Genomic DNA, 18,882 nt, shown 5'->3' with positions numbered 1-18,882 from the left:
CCAAAATATTAAATATTTTTATTGAAATAATTATAAATATAAAGCAGGTCAATATTAAATCATTAATGCCATTTAAATGGCAAAGGAAATTCTTGAAATTGGAATACTAATAGTTACTATAAATTACCAGTGAATGTCAGAAAATTTGTAAGGGACTGGAATAGTCATGAAGCAACTTATCATTGTGCTATTGGGGTTGGGCATATTGCCACCAAGATATATAAACTAGGGGCTTTATTAATAATGGATGTTATTTAAGTCTGCTAAAGGACTAGAGACAAAGAAGATTCATCTAAATAAAATAAGAGATTTTATCAAAATAGCCTTATATAGGCGATAAATCGTCGACCACTATTGCGGTAGCCGACTGTTATATTTTACAACGAAAAGGCGATATAGCTATCTCCTTTTTTAGTACCTAGCTTAGTACCGCCACATGCTATGACGATATATTGTTTGCCATTCAACCAATAGGTACTTGGCGTAGCAAAACCAGCGGCTGGTAGCTTCGTTTCCCAAAGAATATCACCTGTTTTTTTATCGAAAATCCTGAACATCCCATCTTTAGTAGCGGCGATGAATAATAGACCACTTGCTGTAACAACTGGGCCACCATAATTTTCAGAGCCAGTGGTAGGAATACCTTTGGCTTTTAGTTCTGGATATTCTCCAAATGGCTTCTGCCAAAGTTGTTTTCCTGTATTTAAATCAATGGCCGTAAGTGTCCCCCAAGGTGGACGAATACCGGGATAGCCCTTAGAGTCAATGAATTTGTTGTAACCATTGAATTGATAAGGAATGTAAGGCGTCTTAGCTTTTACGTTTGAAACACTTGCTTCTACTTTTTCATCACCAAACAAGAACGCTACCAAGGCTTGTCTATCAATAGCTGATAAATGCCCAAAACCTGGCATCATTCCTTTTCCTGAAGCAATGATTTTAGTAACATATTCACGGTCTCTTCTTTGCGAAATATCAACTAATGATGGATAACCACTCTTAGGGTTCCCTTTGAGTTCTTTGCCATGACATACCAAACAAGTATTAGTATAAAGTCTTTGTCCCGGACTCAGGTGTGCAAGTTCATCTTCTTTTGGGGTTGATTTTAGGCTAAATATCCATGCCATTTCGTTGGCATTTACATACATAATACCGTCAGGGTCAACGGCAGCACCGCCCCATTCAGCACCCCCATCGGCACCAGGATACAACAAAGTCTCTTTTTTGTTAAGAGGTTGGAATAAACCTTTTTGGGATGATTTGATAGTTTTTAATAAAGCTGCTTTATCATTTGAATATGGATTAACATCTGCTTCAGTGATTGTTTGCCTAGAAAAAGGAGCAGGCAAAGTAGGAATTGGCTGGGTTGGCCACGTGCTTTCTTCAGGTATAGTTGATTTAGGAAAAGGTGTTTCTTTGATAGGGAACAAAGGCTTACCCGTTACTCTATCAAATACAAATACGTGTCCTGTTTTAGTTACTTGAGCAACGGCATCAATTTTCTTTCCATTCTTTGTGATGGTTACCAAATTTGGAGGAGCAGGCAAGTCTTTGTCCCAAATATCATGGTGAACAAATTGAAAATGCCATAATCTTTTGCCTGTGTGGGCATCGAGGGCAATCAAGCAATTGGCAAATAAGTTTTGACCTTTACGATTGCCACCATAAAAATCAAATGCGGCAGAACCAGTAGGCACAAAAACAATCCCTCTTTGGCGGTCAACGGCCATTCCTGCCCAGTTGTTAGCCCCCCCAACTTCTGTATTTTTATAAGCATTTTTGGGCCAAGTATTGTATCCAAATTCGTTAGGTTCGGGAATCGTATGAAAAACCCAAGAGAGTTTGCCTGTGCGTACATTAAAAGCTTGCACATTGCCTAAAGCAGCATCTGCTCCTTCCGAAAGACGCAGTGGCATGATGATGTTATCTTCATATAAAGTGCCAGGGGTATTGGAAATAACAAATTTATTAATGGCTGTACTTCCCAAGCCTTCTTTTAAACTTACTTTGCCTTTATCACCAAAACTTTCTATTTGTTGCCCCGTTTTAGCATCAACGGCATATAAGTAAGAGCCAAGAGCAAAGACAATTCTAGGCACATCAGCATCATTTTTATCTTTACTTTCCCAATAGGTAACGCCACGATTGGTATTGAGAGAGACGTTTGCTGTATTAGTGAATTTCCATAATTCTTTGCCTGTAGCAGCATCTAATGCGAAGAGTTTGTTGGTAGCTGTAACGGCATACATCACACCATTTACTATAATCGGGTTACATTGTACTTGTCCAGAATCAAGGGTATGGTATTCCCAAGCTACTTTTAATTGATTGACATTTGATTTATTGATTTGCGTGAGACTAGAATAGTGATTACGTTCTGGTCCTCCTAGGTATTCGCTCCATCCAGTATTTTCATTATTGGGATTATCCTTTTCTGGCAAATAGGCTGCTGTTAATAAGGCTGTCGCCAAAAATGCTAATACTAGATAGATTTTTTGCATAAAATTGTCAATTTAGTTGTACTCAGTAATGGTATGCTGTATTTTTTAGTCCCTCAAAAACATATTTATCATGTAATTTAAGACTTTTCAAATTTACATATTTTATAACTTTATTCATACTTTTGCTATAGGTGCTTATACTGATAGTCTTTCCCCATTCTCTCTAGGCAGAGACTTAAGTTCCTGCCTAGAGAGAATGGGGAATTCATGCAATAGAATCTAAGAAGATTGTAAAAAAATAAGGTGTTCAAATTATCAATTTGAACACCTTATTTTTTATTATCGCCTGAAATTATTTCTCTTCTTCTTTTGTGCTTTAGAAACAAGGTCTTGACCAATTACTTTATCAATGGCTGCCTGCTTTTGGCTTTTCAACAAACGTTCAGCCAAATCTGGGCGATTGAGTTTGTGCAAACGCTTACGAATCCAATCTTTAAATTCAGGTTTATACCAAAAGAAATAGTTGTTCTGATTTAGCTTTTCTTCCTTTGTTTTTGCTGTGATGATAGGCTGTAAGGTATAAGGATGCACCCCTGAATAATAAATTACTTCTGCCACCGTCATAGGTGTTGGCGTAAAATCTTGCACCTGCTCCAATTGAAAGCCTAAATCTTTGGTTTCAGCAGCAAGATTGGCCATATCAACTTCTTCACAACCTGGGTGTGAAGAAATAAAATAAGGAATCAACGGTTGTTTCAAGTTATGCTTCGCCTGAATGTTATCATATTTTTCCTTAAACTTTCTGAAATATTTAAAAGAAGGCTTACGCATTACCTTTAAAGTTGCATCAGATGTATGTTCTGGAGCAACTTTCAAACGACCAGAAACATGGCGCGTTATCAACTGTTCCATGTAGATATCATGGTTGCCATCTTGGTTATTTTTGTTAAAATCATCCACCAACAAATCATAACGAACACCTGAACCAACAAAGGCTTTTTTGACACTTGGGTGAGCATCCACTTTTTTATAAATCTCCGTCAACGGTGTGTGTGAAGTATCCAAATTCGAGCAAATAACGGGGTGAATACAACTCGGACTTTGACAACGGTTACAAATTGACTCATCTTTCCCTTTCATTTGGTACATATTCGCCGAGGGACCGCCCAAATCAGATATATATCCTTTAAATTCAGGGTGTTTCACAATTTGATCCACCTCCTTCATGATTGATTTCTCACTGCGCGAGGCAATAAATTTCCCCTGATGTGCCGAAATCGTACAGAAACTGCATCCCCCAAAACAACCACGGTGCATATTAATGGAGAACTTAATCATCTCGTAAGATGGAATCGGGCCTCTTTTTTTATACTTGGGGTGTGGCATGCGAGTATAAGGCAAATCAAAAGAAATATCCATCTCTTTTTCCTCCATTGTTTTAAAAGGAGGATTAATCACCAATGTTTTATCACCTACCTTCTGAATAATTCTGTTGGCTTGCCATTTGTTTGATTCCACTTCCACTACTTTAAAGTTAGCAGCGTATTTGATTTTATCTTTCAAGCAAATTTCATGGCTTGAAATTTCCACAGTATCCCAATTGTTGAATTCTCCAAGAGGCTCTGTAGAAGGCTGTAAATATGAAATCTGGTTGATGTTGCGAATGGTATCTAAAGGAACACCTTGTTTTACCAAGCGTAAAATTTCACGAAGAGGCTGTTCGCCCATTCCATAAACCAACATATCAGCTCCTGAATCGTATAGAATAGAAGGCAAAAGCTTATCTTGCCAGTAATCATAGTGCGTAACTCGACGAAGAGAAGCTTCAATGCCACCAATCAACACTGGAACATCAGGGTATAACTCTTTTAAGATTTTAGTATAAACGGTAGTAGCATAATCAGGACGATAACCCGCTTCGCCACCCGGTGTATATGAATCATTTGAACGCAAACGTTTGTTGGCAGTATAATGATTCACCATTGAATCCATACAGCCAGCCGTTACGCCAAAGAAGTATTTTGGTTTCCCTAATTTTTTAAAATCACGTAAATCATCTTTCCAATTGGGCTGAGCCACAATGGCAATTTTAAACCCCTCACTTTCTATAATACGACCAATCACAGCCGTTCCGAAAGCTGGATGATCTACATACGCATCCCCTGAAATTAGAATTACATCTAATTCCTCCCATCCACGTTTTTCCACCTCTTTTTTGGTCAGAGGTAACCAGTCGGTTATTGGTCTTTCAATCATAACACAAAATTACGCAAGAAATCAATGACAAAAGTCATTTCTAGTGAATTATTCAGCCGATAAATACTATTTATTAATGACTGACCAATTTATAATTGGCTAATTAAAAGGAGTTTACTCATTTTATACACAGTTATTTGACGGTTTTTGCAAACAACAATAGCTAATATTTTACATCAAATTCTAATGATACAAGCTATTACTTAGTAATCATAAATCGTGCCCACTTAGAGATATATACTTCAAAACTTTTTTGATTTAAATATCTCTATGGAAAAACGTGAAAGTCGAAATGCTAAAAAAGCATTAAATTAGCCGAATATAAGTCAAATTGGGCAATAGCACAGAGAAAATAAGGATGAAAGGAACGGTACTGATTATCGATGATGAAAAGCAACTCAGGGGGCTACTCAAAAGGATTATTGAGTTAGAAGATTATGCTGTAACAGAAGTAGGAGATTTAAAATCTGCTTGGAAAATCCTTGAAAATCAGGTGATACAAGTGGTATTATCAGATGTGAAATTACCTGACGGCAATGGTGTGGAGTTTACCCAAAAGTTTAAAGAAAAATATCCTCAGCTCGAAATCATCGTAATGACTGCCTATGGAACTATTCAAGATGGCATCAAAGCCATGAAGAATGGTGCTTTTGATTATTTAGTAAAAGGAGACGATAACGAAAAAATATTGCCTATGCTTAGCTTGGCAATGGATAAAGTTCAAAATCAACCATTAACGGTTCAGAATACGCATCAAGGTTTTGAGAAAGTACTTGGAAAATCTAAACAGATTAAGGAGGTAATCAGTTTAGCGTTAAAAGTAGCTAAAACCAATACGACTGTTTTATTGACAGGCGAAACAGGAACAGGGAAAGAGGTTTTTGCAAATGCAATTCATCAGGAAAGTATAAGAGCATCCAAGAATTTTGTGGCTGTAAACTGTGCTACTTTTTCTAGAGAAATTCTTGAATCTGAATTGTTTGGACATAAGGCAGGTTCTTTTACAGGAGCTACCAAAGATAAAAAGGGATTGTTTGAAGAAGCCGATGGAGGTACTATTTTTCTGGATGAAATCGGTGAAATGTCTTTGGATTTGCAAGCCAAATTATTAAGAGTACTTGAAACAGGAACGTTTATGAAAGTAGGGGATACCAAACTTATCAAGGTAGATGTTCGGATTATTTCAGCCACTAATCGTGATTTAAGTCAGGAAGTGAACGAAGGACATTTTCGGTCGGATTTATTTTATAGACTTTCGGTTTTTCAAATTGCTCTACCACCTCTTCGTGAACGAAAAACAGATATCGAGGTGCTTGCTCGTTTCTTTACGAAAGAGTTTTCAAAGAAATTCAACATTGCCATTGCTGACTTACAACAAGGTTTTCTAGAGAAATTAGAGAATTATGACTGGAAAGGTAATATCCGCGAGTTAAAAAATGTAATTGAAAGAACCATTATCCTGAATGAAAATGGGCAATTGACCATAGATAGTTTACCGATTGCTATTCAATTTCCTAGTGAAAATGTTGCTAGTCAAATCAACTCTTTTGATTTACAAACTATTGAAAAACAGCATATTCAAAAAGTACTGAAACATACAAAAGGCAACAAAACTGAAACTGCCCGCTTATTAAACATTGGACTGACAACCCTTTATCGCAAAATTGAAGAATATGGAATAAATTAGTTGTGAATGAATTATTATTTTAAAATCTTTGAAAATCAGCGTTATTTATCTCTGTAAATCTGCGGGAAATAAATAATACAAAACCTAACAGTAGCTTTAAGCAATCATTTTTATTAATTCATTCTCAAGTCTATCCATGTTTTCTTCGTTTTTATCGACCACAAATGGTTTGATTTTGTTACATTCTTCTGCTGAATTAAAAAGCATTTTAAAAACAACTTTTGTCTTGTTGCTAGATACTACATCAAAAGTTGCCACTACTTGAAATAGCGGCTTAGAATGACGTTTCCACGCAATAAGGTTTGGCTTATCTATCTTTATAAACTCACATTCATTGGCATAATTCCCTTTGTCTGGCCCATGCATGATAAAACACCATTTACCTCCTTCTCTTAAATCAAACTCGTTGAAAGTATTCGTAAAGCCAGTGGGACCCCACCAATTTTTCAAGTGATTTGGATCGGTCCAAGCCTTATAAACAATCTCTATTGGTGCATTTACAATTCTTGAAGTTACAATTTCGCAATCTGGCGTTGTCGAGATAATTTCTGAAGTCATCTGTATAAAATTTTATTGCTCAAATAGTCTAATTCATCAAAGGTTAAAGATAAAAATATTTATTAGCTAATACCAAGAATACGTAACTGTCTAGTTCAATTATTTTTGAACAAATAATAGCTTTTATGAGGCAGTCTAATTAAATGACTGCCTAAATTCCAAAGGAGAAAAGTTGGTTTTTTTCTTGAATAAATTACCGAATGTTTGGGGATAGTCAAAGCCTAATTCGTATGCAATTTCACTGACAGACAAATCAGTCGTTGATAATTTTTCTTTTGCTTTATCAATTAATTTGTCTTGTATGTGTTGTTGGGTGCTTTTCCCTGTCAATATCTTGAGTAAGCCACTTAAATAATTGGGAGATACATTTAATGTTTCAGCAATATATTGAACTGTCGGAATCCCTTTTTTCAACAAAGCATCGTTATTGAAATAGTCAGCCAGTAAACTTTCTAATTTTTCGAGGATTTGGTGATTAGCTTTTTTACGAGTAATGAATTGTCGATGATAAAACCGTTCTGAATAATTAAGTAATACTTCTATCTGTGCAACAATTACCCCTTGGCTGAATTTATCAATATTGGTATAATACTCTTGTTGGATATTTTGTATGATATTGCCAAGGATAGTTTCTTCTTTGTCCGACAGAAATAAAGCCTCATGCACGGCATAATCAAAAAACTCATATTGTTTGATCGTTTTTGCTAACGATGTATTCCATAGAAAATCAGGATGGATGAGGAGCATCCAACCCGAATGTTTTACATGTATGTTTTGACCAACTTCAACGCTAAAAACTTGATTGGGAGCCATAAAAAACATCACACCTTCATCAAAATCATACTCCTGTTGTCCGTATTTTATTTTGGTATTTGGATTTCTTTTTATTGAAATAGAATAAAAATCAAGTACCCAACTACTCAAATTACTATCGGTAGAATGTTTAATTTCGGCATAATTTATCACACTGATTAAAGGGTGCTGAGGTTTAGGTAAACCTCTCAGCCGATGAAACTCGGTAATTGTTTTTATTCTCTGAATTTGATTATTAGCCATTTTGCTTTTATTTATTGTTCATACACACGAGCGAACTCTTTAGCAAAATCTACAATTTTTACATTTCTCAATGTAGGTTTGTAACGATTATAATCTTCGTATAAAACACCGCCACGTCTACTTGCATTCATTTCTACAAAACCTTTGGCAGTTTGTGGATTCATTCCTGCCGCTACCATATTGTTCAGCATTTCTTCATCAGTAATTGCTATCCATTTCAAATCTGGTTTGCCGATGGCTTCTCCTAACATTTTGGCAACTTCATTGGGCGACGCTTCATCACTTGCTATGTATCTAATTTCTCTGCCGTCAAAAGGTTTTTCAATTTCTTCAGCAATTACAGAAGCGATATCTAAAGGAGAAACCCAAGGCTCTCTCTCATCACCACCATAGTTAGACACGATTACATCTTGCGCTTTAATTGTTCGTATAAATGCAAACATATTATAATAAAAGCCAACAGGACGCATAAATTTGATGGAAACATCATTAGGCAGTTGCTTCAAAATATTTTCAACATTATAATGAAAGGCAAGTATACCATTTCCTGTATCAGTATGAGCACCAATACTACTAAGATGAACAACGTTCTTTACGCCGGATTGTTCAATAGCTTGTTTATAATTATTGCCAATGCTAGTAATTTCAGCGATTACATCAACAGTTGGGTCAAAAAAAGCATTCTCCCCAAGTACTTCCATCACATACACTATATCAGCCCCGTTGAAGGTTGCTGATAAAAAATCCACGTCTTTCATTGAACCAATAGCAGGTTGTGCTCCAATCGCCTCAATGTCTTTTTGTCTTTCAGCTTTGCTACTGATAACCGTAACTGAATGTCCTTTTTCTACTAACGCTATGGTTAGTGGCTTACTGATGTTCCCAAGAGAACCTGTGATGACTATTTTCATTTTTCCTATTTTTTTATTTGACACAAAGTTCTGCAACAAACAAAAAACAGGAATAAGCAAATCTATTTTTATCCTAATAAAATATAAGGTTGATTTGTAATGGGCTAAAGTCTGAGCAAGAATTTAATCCAAGTGTTCCTGTTAATCAGATTTATTAGAAAGATATAATTATTGCTTTGATTAGTATTGAAAACAATAAATGTAGAAATCATATTTTGGTATTTCCAATATCACTATCAGGCTTCCCTCTCAGTTGTTCCCACGCTCGGGACTGAAAATGTCAATTTATTGATTTGGCAACGTTGCCGGCAACGATTGCATAAAAAAAACAAAAAAAATATTTGTTTACTTAGAAAGATTGTGAGAATTTCGGGAAAGTAAGCCGAATGATAGCTCAATTTTATTCGTGTTTAATGCTCTTCCATAGCAAAAATCATTATCTCCGTGCATACATAATAAGCTTTGATGACAGCTAGAATCTGTCATGAATCTTTATTGTGCTTACCATAAACTACCTTATCAGATTGATTTAAGGTAAGTTATAAATTAACCTTAAAAAACGATAAGTAGGATGCTTTAGGTTAATATAACTGATTGAGTTTAATACTAAAGCTGACAATTTATCGCTTAAAATTTACTAAAATTAAAAATCATTATTCATGAAATGTACACACTTACGATGGATGGTTGCCTTTTGGACATTATCTACTTTCAATGCAGCAGCTCAAAAATCATCTGAGTACAATTGGGAACATTTGCCCAAAGTTGTACAACCCACATTTAGAAGAGACACTATTAATATCCTGTCAAAAGGAGCAAAGCCTGATGGTATAACGCTTAATACGGAGGTCATCAATAATGCTATTATAACCTGTAGCAAAAAAGGTGGTGGTGTCGTATTAGTTCCTAAAGGCTTGTGGTTAACAGGGCCTATCGAATTAAAAAGTAATGTAAACTTACACCTCCAAAAGGCAGCTACGCTTTTATTTACAACAGATAAAAGTAAATACGCGTTGGTAGAGGGAAGTTATGAAGGCAAAAAGGCTGCTCGTAATCAGTCGCCAATTTCAGGTATTGGGCTTGTCAATGTAGCCATTACTGGTAAAGGAATTATAGATGGCAATGGTGATGTTTGGCGTGCTGTAAATAAAGCTCAATTGACAGAAGGGGAGTGGAAAGAAAAAGTGGCTTCTGGAGGAATTGTAAGACCCGACGGCAAAGTGTGGTACCCAAGTGAACAGTTTTTAAAGGCTAGTACTGAGGGCAAAAGTATGTTATTGACAGAAGGAAAAAAACCTCAAGATTTTGCGGATATAAAAGATTTTTTACGTCCTAATTTGGTGGTACTTACGCAATGTAAAAATGTATTGCTTGAAGGCATCACTTTCCAAAATTCTCCTGCTTGGTGTTTACATCCTTTGATGTCTGAAAACCTTACTTTCAGAAATCTGACTGTGAAAAACCCAGAGTATGCGCATAATGGCGATGGGATGGATATTGAATCTTGTAAGAATTTCTTGATAGAAGGTTGTGCTTTGGATGTAGGTGATGATGCTATTTGTATTAAATCAGGAAAAGATGAAGAAGGACGCAAACGTGGCATGCCGACAGAAAATGGCGTTATTCGTAACAATGTAGTGTATAATGGACACGGAGGCTTTGTGATAGGTAGCGAAATGAGTGGTGGTGCACGTAATATCTTTGTGTACGACTGTACTTTTATGGGTACTGATAAAGGACTAAGATTCAAGTCGGTACGGGGCAGGGGCGGTATTGTAGAAAATATTTATGCTAAAAATATTTATATGAAAGATATAGCTCAAGAAGCTATTTTCTTTGATATGTACTATTTCGTAAAATTTGCTACAGATAGTCCAAGAGACGAAAGACCAGTCGTAAATGAAGGTACGCCAATTTTCAGAAACATGAAATTTGAAAATATTGTTTGTCATGGAGCGACCAAAGGAGTTTTTATTCGTGGTTTACCAGAAATGCCTGTAAAGAATATCACGATTGAAAATGCAACTTTGCAATCTGAAATCGGCGTCGAATTGATAGATGCTGCTGAAATTACCTGCAAAAATATTACGCTTTATACAGCAAAAACAGAACCTGTGATTGCTATTGAAAATAGCCAAGCCTTGGTATTTGATAAAATTACGCTGGGAACTACTGCCAAAAGATTTTTCACCATCGCTGGACAGCGTAGTCAAAATATCAAAGTCCTTAATACTGACTTCGAGAAAGCACAACAAAAGATAACGTGGAAAGAGGGTGCGACAGAAGCAGCTTTAGTAAAATAACCTATTATGGTAGGAGAGGTAAATTACTTATCTCTCCTAAATGCTAGGCTCAATCATTCATTATACTCGACACATGAAAAAAATACTCTTTATCCTGCTTCTAATAGTAGGGTTAGCGGATGCTTTTGCCCAAAAATCAAAATATCCGACCAAATTTACGGTTGCCCAAGATGGCTCTGGAGATTTCAAAACGATACAAGAAGCCATTATGGCTTTTCGTGACCATTCCCAAGAAAGAGTAACGCTATTTATTAAAAATGGAATTTATCATGAAAAGATTGTCATTCCTCCTAACAAACCTAACCTTCATTTACTAGGCGAAAGCAGTGGTGGTGTTATCATTACGAATGATGATTATTCCGGAAAAGTATACCCTAATGGACAAAAAGATGCTACGGGCAAAAGTCAATTCAGTACTTATAATTCCTTTACCGTTTTGGTTGATGCTCCTGATATTATTATCGAAAACCTTACGATTCAGAATACGTCAGGACGAGTGGGACAGGCTGTAGCATTGCATGTAGAAGGCGATAGATTTATATGCAAAAACTGTTTGATTTTGGGTAACCAAGACACGCTATACGCTGCTAGAGAAGGCAGTCAACAATATTATGTGGATTGCCAGATAGAAGGGACAACAGATTTTATTTTTGGAAAATCTATCTGTGTTTTTGAAAAATGTATCATCAAAAGCCTTTCAAACTCTTTCATTACTGCCGCTGCAACGCCTGCTTATCAAGCCTACGGATTTGTCTTTTTGGATTGCAAACTCACTGCTGATTCGTCAGCCCAAAAAGTATATTTGGGTCGTCCATGGCGACCGTATTCTAAAACTGTTTTTATCAGAACGGAAATGGATAGCCATATTCTTCCTATAGGTTGGAACAACTGGGGAAATACAGATAATGAGAAAACAGTTTTATACGCCGAATATGCATCTTATGGTTCAGGGGCTAATATGGCTCAAAGAGTAGCATGGAGCCGTCAGTTAAAAAAGAAAGAGGCAGACAATTATAGTTTAGAACGCATTTTTGGGTCAAGAGATACTATTAAAAATTGGTGGAAAAAGCTTTAAAAATATAACGATGATGCTGAAAAAATACGTTTATATACTTTGTCTTTTAGGTCTTTCATTAATAGGACAGGCACAAAAAGATAACTATGTTTCAAAGGTTTGGGTAGCTGACTTAGGAAATGGGCAGTACAAAAACCCTGTGTTAGATGCAGATTATTCAGACCCAGATGTTTGTAGGGCGGGCAATGATTTTTATATGACAGCCTCAAGTTTTGATGCTGTTCCCGGCTTACCCATTTTACATTCTAAAGACTTAGTCAACTGGACACTTATTGGTCATGCGCTAAAACGTCAACCTCCTATTGAACATTTTTCTAAAACCCAACATGGAAATGGCGTTTGGGCTCCTGCTATTCGCTATCATCAAGGAGAGTTTTGGCTTTATTATCCTGATCCTGATTTTGGTATTTACTTAACAAAAACTAAAAATCCAGCAGGTGCTTGGTCGGAACCAATATTGGTTGAAGCAGGGAAAGGATTGATAGATCCTTGTCCTTTGTGGGATGAAGACGGACAGGTGTATTTGGTACATGGTTGGGCAGGAAGTCGTGCAGGTATCAAAAGTGTATTAACTATCAAAAATTTAAATGCTACTGGAACGAAAGTAATGGATGAAGGAGTAATCGTTTTTGATGGACATGAGACTGACCCAACATTGGAAGGACCAAAGTTCTATAAACGAAATGGTTATTATTACATTTTCGCTCCAGCGGGTGGAGTTTCTACGGGTTGGCAATTAGTACTTCGTTCTAAAAACGTATATGGACCATACGAACGAAAAGTAGTAATGGACCAAGGGAAAAGTACTGTAAATGGTCCACACCAAGGAGCATGGGTAAATACATCAACGGGTGAAGATTGGTTTTTGCATTTTCAAGATAAAGACGTATATGGTCGCGTGGTGCATCTGCAACCTATGAAATGGGTAAACGATTGGCCAGTGATAGGCATTGATCCAGACGGTGATAATAAAGGTGAACCAGTGATTACTTACCGTAAACCCAATGTTGGTAAAATACACCCAATAGTTACTCCTGCCGAGTCGGATGAATTTAATACCAATACGCTTGGGCTACAATGGCAATGGCAAGCAAACCCCAAAGGCATTTGGCATAGTATGACCAACCAAGGACACTTACGTTTGTATTCTTACAAAGTGCCAGACGAGGCTAAAAACTATTGGGAAGTACCGAATATTTTACTTCAAAAGTTTCCGACAGAAAACTTTATGGCCACTACTAAAGTGCTTTTTACACCCAATGTTCGCTTAGAAAATGAGAAAACAGGCTTGATAATTTTAGGAAAAAGCTATGCTACTATTGCTCTGAAAAGTAAAGGCAAAGATGAAATAACATTAGTATACGTTGAATGTCACAAAGCATCAGAAGGGAAGGCAGAAACAGAAACGACATTGGCTACTATCCCAGCCAAAACACCTGTTTATTTACGGGTAAAAGTGATGAAAAATGCTAAATGTCAGTTTAGTTATAGCATTGATGGAAAAGAATTTAAGGATGTTGGTAATGAGTTTCAAGCAATTGTAGGGCATTGGATTGGTGCAAAGATTGGACTGTATTGTACTCGTGTTTCTCAAATCAATGATTCGGGTTATGCTGATTTTGATTGGTTTAAGATAGAACCTTTACCTTAAAAACAAAAGATGATGAAAAGAAGAGAGCTACTTAAAATGGCTATGAGCTATGGCTCCCCACTTAGATTAAAAAAATGATTTGTACTTTATTTCACCATTTGATTGGTTCTTGTATACAAAGCAGTTTATCTTATACAATTAATACCATAAAGGCTATCATAGTGAGAAGCTCTTACTTCCGATTATGATAGCCTTTAAGTCACTTACTGGGTTATATTATGGTAAAACATTCATGGTATACCAAGCTTCTGTACTCCATAAATTATTGCCATTTTGACTAACAATTGAGTTTCGATTCAAGTGTATATAAACCACATGTTTGCTTTTCATACCCGCCAGTTGTAGGGTTACTTTCTTGCGGTCGGCAGATACACCCACCGATTTTACAGGCAAACTTTCATTATCCAATTTAGGCCCGCCATAATCGCCAGTTGGCTTAAACCACCATTGACGAATATCGTAGTCTGACGGTTTTTCTCCAACACCTTCTTTCAAAGGTTCTGTAAACTCAATTTCTACGCCATCCGATTTGGCTCGAACCGCCAGCATCTCAAATGCTATATTATTATTGAAAGTCAGTTTTTGCAAACCATAACTTAGCTTACCAGTATGTCCCCAGTTGCCCGTTGAACCAACGCCACCAATATAAAGCGAGCCATCTGTCCCCCAAACGAGGCGGTTTACACCTGCTTCTAACCCTTGGGTAAACCGAAATACTGCCCCTTGGTAAATACCATGAATTTTTTCGGCAAATACTCGTTTTATACCTCCGTGTGTTACGTCGCCGTGTATCATTTGATTTTGGTAAGGCCCAATATTAAGTTTGGCAGGTTGACTAGGCGAATTGCCGATTTCATCTTGCGTGAGCCAAACAACAGGGGGCGTTTCTTTCCGATTGGCAGTTCCCTCAAAATCTACTGAGCGAGAACCATACCATGCACCTTCTTGCAAATGAACGATTTTGTTAGCAGGCAACCAGTCTCCTTGATTATCTGCGATGAAAATCTCATTATCTACCCCTAAACCTATTCCGTTAGGGGTTCTTAAACCTGAGGCTACAAAGGTAAATGAGCCATCCTTTTTAGCGATTTTTACTACTTTCCCACGGTCAGGAATTTGTGGCTTTGTACTTGCTCCGCCCGGATTGATGGCGGTTGCAAGTGTTCCGTAAAAATAACCGTCTTTATATACCAGCCCAAAAGCAAATTCATGGAAGTTGGCCGAAACCTTCCAACCATTACAAATTGTTTGGTATTCATCAATAAGCCCATCTTTGTTTAAGTCAACTAGCTTAGTGAGTTCCTGCTTTTGCATGATATAAATTTCATCATCAACCACTTTCAAGCCCAATGGCTCGGCCAGTCCGTATGCAATACGTTTTACTGTAATATCATTTGGCGAAGCAGCTTTGCGTCCGTCAACAATATAAACAGAGCCTAGTGAGTCCCAAGTACTAACCACCATTCTGCCATCAGAAAGGAAATCCATTCCCCCTACTCTTGGCTGAAAATTGTCTGGTCGAGCCTGTGACAACGTAAAGCTTGGATGCACCGCAACCAATGGAGATTGGTCGCCAGGAATATCATTTTTTTGAACTTTTATGGCTGTTTGTCCTGTCTTTTTAATAGCTGTTCCTTGATAAGTAAAAACAGAAGGGGGTATTACTACAAAAGTTTTGCTACCATAAGGTCTCCATTGTAAGGAAAGCCCTTTCCCATACGAGCCTTGATAATATTCTACCCTAAATGGATGTTTTCCGGGCTTCAAAATTACTTCTCCATCGGTGGGTTGAAGTCCGTGATTTACGCCATTATCTGTGATAAGTTTGTTGTCAATAAATAGCTTACCGCCATCGTCACAAACCAATCTAAAAACAATATTTGTTGTCTTTTTAATGTTGATAAAACCGCTGGCATAAATGACAAAGTTATCTTTCAAATCGCCAAAATCTTGTTCATCCAAATGCAAGGCATTGATTGACCCAGATTTTACAGGTAACATTTCGTCATTGATTTCAGGTACTTCTCCGATACCACTAGCAAATTGGTATATGTTTACCGCAATACCTGCTTTTTCAGAAGCCGTTGCCATTTGACTAGGTTTTTCTGATTTTAGTACAATCTTATAAGTTGGTTTGGGCATCAATTTGCTTGCAGCTTGTGCCCTTTCTTTGGCTGCATCTAGGTTCAGAATGTAGGATACCATTGTTTCCACATCTTCTTTTTTCAATGCAGGGTGAGCTGACATCGGGATTTGGCCCCAGTTGCCTGCACCACCATTGATTACTTTGGCAACAAGCGTATTCTTGTTTTGTTCATTGTTTTCATAACGCTCAGCAATTGCCTTATAAGACGGCCCAACTGTTTTTACTTCCTGATTATGGCAAGTATTACAGTCACTTTTAGCAAAAAGTCCAGCAACCATTTCTGATTTACTTATTTTTTGCTCTGATAAAAGTTGCTCTTGTTTTTGGGTTAGGTGAATAGAAAAAGTTGTTTTTCCATTATCATTAAGTAGCAATTTCCCCTCTACAGCTTTAAAAGACTGATTTGGGGTATTGTCATCATGCTGATTGACTACTACAAATTTACCATCAGTTGTATAATCTGTTGTAGCAGACAATGAAGCCAAGTGCATATTCAGCAATAAAGCCATACTAGCAGGAATGTTCTTTACGGTAAATACACGCTCGAAACCAGCCTTGCCGTTCCCAGCATCAAAAAACTCAGGTTTTTCTTCAACCAATATTTTCTGACCTTGATAATTTAGTTCGTATTTGAGCGTAACCTGATTATCCAGAATGGTATGGCCTTTGTAGCTAATTTCGGGAGTAACTTCCTTTCCATCAACCTCAATTCGCCAAGGGTTTTCATCTGGTTCTTCCATGTAGGTAATTCCTGATGAAACGGGTTGAGGTCCATGCGAAGAAGTATAAACGGGACCGTTGAAATCTATTTTCCCCGTCCAAGCTTTATATAGGGCCGCAGTTTGGGTATTATATGCGAGCCACAGATTATTATGCAATGCAATGCTCAAAATTCTTGGTTTTGAATCAAGTACAGAGCGTAAAACCCATGCTTCACGTGGACGCTTTATATTAGCGATATGTTTTGTTGTTGGCTTTGAGCCAATAAAAGTACTGGCCGAGCCGAGTACCGCAAACATAATTGCGGTACTTAGCACAGCCAAGGGCTTGTTATATTTCATTAATATAATATTTAGTAACCAGGGTTTTGCTTCAATTGAGGAGAAGCATTTAATACATTTTGTCCGATTGGGAATATGTCGGTGTGGTTATCAGCATCAGGGCTTTTATCCCACCAAGTACCAGTACTGAACACGCCCCAACGTACTAAGTCTGTTCTTCTTCTACCTTCTGCCAAAAATTCACGCATCCATTCATCAAGCATTTCTTGGTCGGTCAAATCACTACCATTAGCTTTATAAAGACTTGGTGAACCTTCTGGAAAATTGCGTTTACGAACAGCATTCAATAATGCCGCAGCACCAGCTTTGTCGCCAGCTCTGTATTTACATTCTGCCAAAGAATAATAAATTTCAGCATAACGAATTTCAGCATAGGCTGAAGAAATTTTGTTTTGATCGCTACTTGGATAGAACGGATACTTCACTGGAAAAATACCTGAGTTGTTATCAGCATTATTCATATTTGAAACCTTGTCGGCTATCAATGTCCCTGGTTTTGCGTCAAGGAACTTACCAACTTGGTCTCTTAAATAAAGAGGATAAGGACCTTTGAAACCTCTAACAGTATCCTGCTTACCAGTCGAATTAATATAAGGTAAATAGCCATACAAGAACATTCCTTCACGTTTGCTATTTCCTAGATTCTTATATTTTTTCAAACGAAGATCATCTTTGTATTTTTGGAATTTCACAAATGGCTTTCCTAAGGTAAAATTATACTCTACACCATCCACATTAAGGCCTGGTTGCATAGCGTATTTAGGGTTGGCATTACCAAAATCAGTGAATCCAAAATAGCTAGGAGCCATGTTTGGCAACATCCAAAAATACATTCCGCCATCATACTGCCAGTGTGTTAAGCTGAAACTTCCCGGAAAGCCGAAAATTGTTTCTTTTGAAGTTGGGTTAGTATAGTCAAAAGGAGCATCCCAACGATTTTCAAGTTCATAACTACCATATTCACCATTGATAATATCTTGAGCCACTTTAGCACAATCTGCAAAGCGGTCTGTACCAGTATATACCTTAGCGTTCAGATATAGTCTTACAAGAAGTGCAGCCGCACCTCCTTTCGTCCAGCGTCCTCCTACATTATTTCCCAAAGTAGCATTTGTAGAAAGTTTTGGAAGAGCGTCTTTTAGTTCTTTTTCAATGTAATTGAACGCTTCCTGTGGTGGTACTTGAAGCCCACCTTCGCTTTGTCCTTTTACTTTGGTAACAATAATGATATTTCTATAAAAATCTAACAAACGAATGTTTAACCATGCACGAAGTACTTTTAGCTCGGCAATCATACCGTCTAATTCAGCACGTGTCATCTCGAATTTAGCAGGATCAGAGATTCCCTCTAAATCTTCGAGTGAATTGGTTGCTAGCGTTACACCACCGTAAAGAGCATTCCAAGGGTCACTAGTGAAACCGTCGTTGGGAGTCCAAGTGTGGTAATGAACACGCTGAAACTGACCACCATCAAACCAGTCTCCTTGGCGGTTGGGCGTCATCATTTCGTCTGAACTATTTTCTTGTAGCATAAATGTATTGCCACCTTGAATACTCCAATAACTGTGTTCAAATGCACGCAGGAAATCTCGTGTTACGTCATCACGTGTTTGAAGGAAGTTTTCTGATGTTATCCTGTCGTATAGCTCTTCGTCCAGATTAGTACACCCCACCGTCATCGACAGTAGCATACAGGTAAAAAACCGAAATAAGTATTTTGAAATAAGATTCATTTTC

The 18,882-nt window shown here is 37.3% G+C and carries 11 protein-coding genes; 4 read left to right on the top strand and 7 right to left on the bottom strand.

Features of this window, described 5'->3' with window-relative positions:
• Nucleotides 1–377: 377 nt before the first annotated feature.
• Together J2Y60_RS12290 and J2Y60_RS12285 are read right to left on the bottom strand one after the other, a co-directional pair.
• Nucleotides 378–2,501 carry a PQQ-binding-like beta-propeller repeat protein gene (locus J2Y60_RS12290; protein ID WP_309918371.1) on the bottom strand — a complete coding sequence of 708 codons (2,124 nt, stop codon included), beginning with the start codon at nt 2,499–2,501 and terminating at the stop codon, nt 378–380.
• A 279-nt stretch (nt 2,502–2,780) separates the two neighbouring features.
• Nucleotides 2,781–4,697, bottom strand: a complete 1,917-nt coding sequence (locus J2Y60_RS12285; RefSeq protein WP_309918368.1) for a YgiQ family radical SAM protein — start codon at nt 4,695–4,697, stop codon at nt 2,781–2,783.
• 331 nt (nt 4,698–5,028) lie between these two features.
• Between J2Y60_RS12285 and J2Y60_RS12280 the strand changes: the two genes are divergently transcribed.
• Nucleotides 5,029–6,384, top strand: a complete 1,356-nt coding sequence (locus J2Y60_RS12280; RefSeq protein ID WP_309994648.1) for a sigma-54 dependent transcriptional regulator — start codon at nt 5,029–5,031, stop codon at nt 6,382–6,384.
• Between the two features lie 96 nt (nt 6,385–6,480).
• Here the strand turns inward: J2Y60_RS12280 and J2Y60_RS12275 are convergent, their stop codons facing one another.
• The 3 genes from J2Y60_RS12275 to J2Y60_RS12265 all read right to left on the bottom strand — a co-directional run bounded on the left by J2Y60_RS12275 (nt 6,481) and on the right by J2Y60_RS12265 (nt 8,909).
• Nucleotides 6,481–6,942, bottom strand: coding sequence for an SRPBCC family protein (locus J2Y60_RS12275; RefSeq protein ID WP_309918361.1), 462 nt, complete (start codon nt 6,940–6,942; stop codon nt 6,481–6,483).
• Between the two features lie 135 nt (nt 6,943–7,077).
• Nucleotides 7,078–7,998, bottom strand: coding sequence for a helix-turn-helix transcriptional regulator (locus J2Y60_RS12270; protein ID WP_309918358.1), 921 nt, complete (start codon nt 7,996–7,998; stop codon nt 7,078–7,080).
• Nucleotides 7,999–8,009: 11 nt separating this feature from the next.
• Nucleotides 8,010–8,909, bottom strand: coding sequence for an NAD(P)H-binding protein (locus J2Y60_RS12265; RefSeq protein WP_309918355.1), 900 nt, complete (start codon nt 8,907–8,909; stop codon nt 8,010–8,012).
• 659 nt (nt 8,910–9,568) lie between these two features.
• Here J2Y60_RS12265 and J2Y60_RS12260 point away from each other — a divergent pair.
• From J2Y60_RS12260 to J2Y60_RS12250, 3 genes are all read left to right on the top strand, one after another.
• Nucleotides 9,569–11,212: a glycoside hydrolase family 28 protein gene (locus J2Y60_RS12260; protein WP_309918352.1), complete on the top strand. Its 1,644-nt coding sequence runs from the start codon at nt 9,569–9,571 to the stop codon at nt 11,210–11,212.
• 73 nt (nt 11,213–11,285) lie between these two features.
• Nucleotides 11,286–12,287 (top strand): pectinesterase family protein, encoded by a 1,002-nt coding sequence (locus J2Y60_RS12255; RefSeq protein WP_309918349.1) that lies wholly within the window; start codon nt 11,286–11,288, stop codon nt 12,285–12,287.
• Between the two features lie 13 nt (nt 12,288–12,300).
• Nucleotides 12,301–13,938, top strand: coding sequence for a glycoside hydrolase 43 family protein (locus tag J2Y60_RS12250; RefSeq protein WP_409014227.1), 1,638 nt, complete (start codon nt 12,301–12,303; stop codon nt 13,936–13,938).
• A 216-nt stretch (nt 13,939–14,154) separates the two neighbouring features.
• On the opposite strand, the gene J2Y60_RS12245 is transcribed toward J2Y60_RS12250, so the two are convergent.
• Nucleotides 14,155–17,145 (bottom strand): PA14 domain-containing protein, encoded by a 2,991-nt coding sequence (locus tag J2Y60_RS12245; protein ID WP_309918343.1) that lies wholly within the window; start codon nt 17,143–17,145, stop codon nt 14,155–14,157.
• A gap of 11 nt (nt 17,146–17,156) precedes the next feature.
• Nucleotides 17,157–18,878, bottom strand: coding sequence for a RagB/SusD family nutrient uptake outer membrane protein (locus J2Y60_RS12240; RefSeq protein WP_309994645.1), 1,722 nt, complete (start codon nt 18,876–18,878; stop codon nt 17,157–17,159).
• Nucleotides 18,879–18,882: the final 4 nt, after the last annotated feature.

The sequence above is a fragment of the Arcicella sp. BE140 genome (assembly GCF_031456255.1).
Classification (GTDB): domain Bacteria; phylum Bacteroidota; class Bacteroidia; order Cytophagales; family Spirosomataceae; genus Arcicella; species Arcicella aquatica.
Note: the sequence above shows the minus strand (reverse complement) of the source record. Positions and strands in the feature narration are given on the sequence as shown.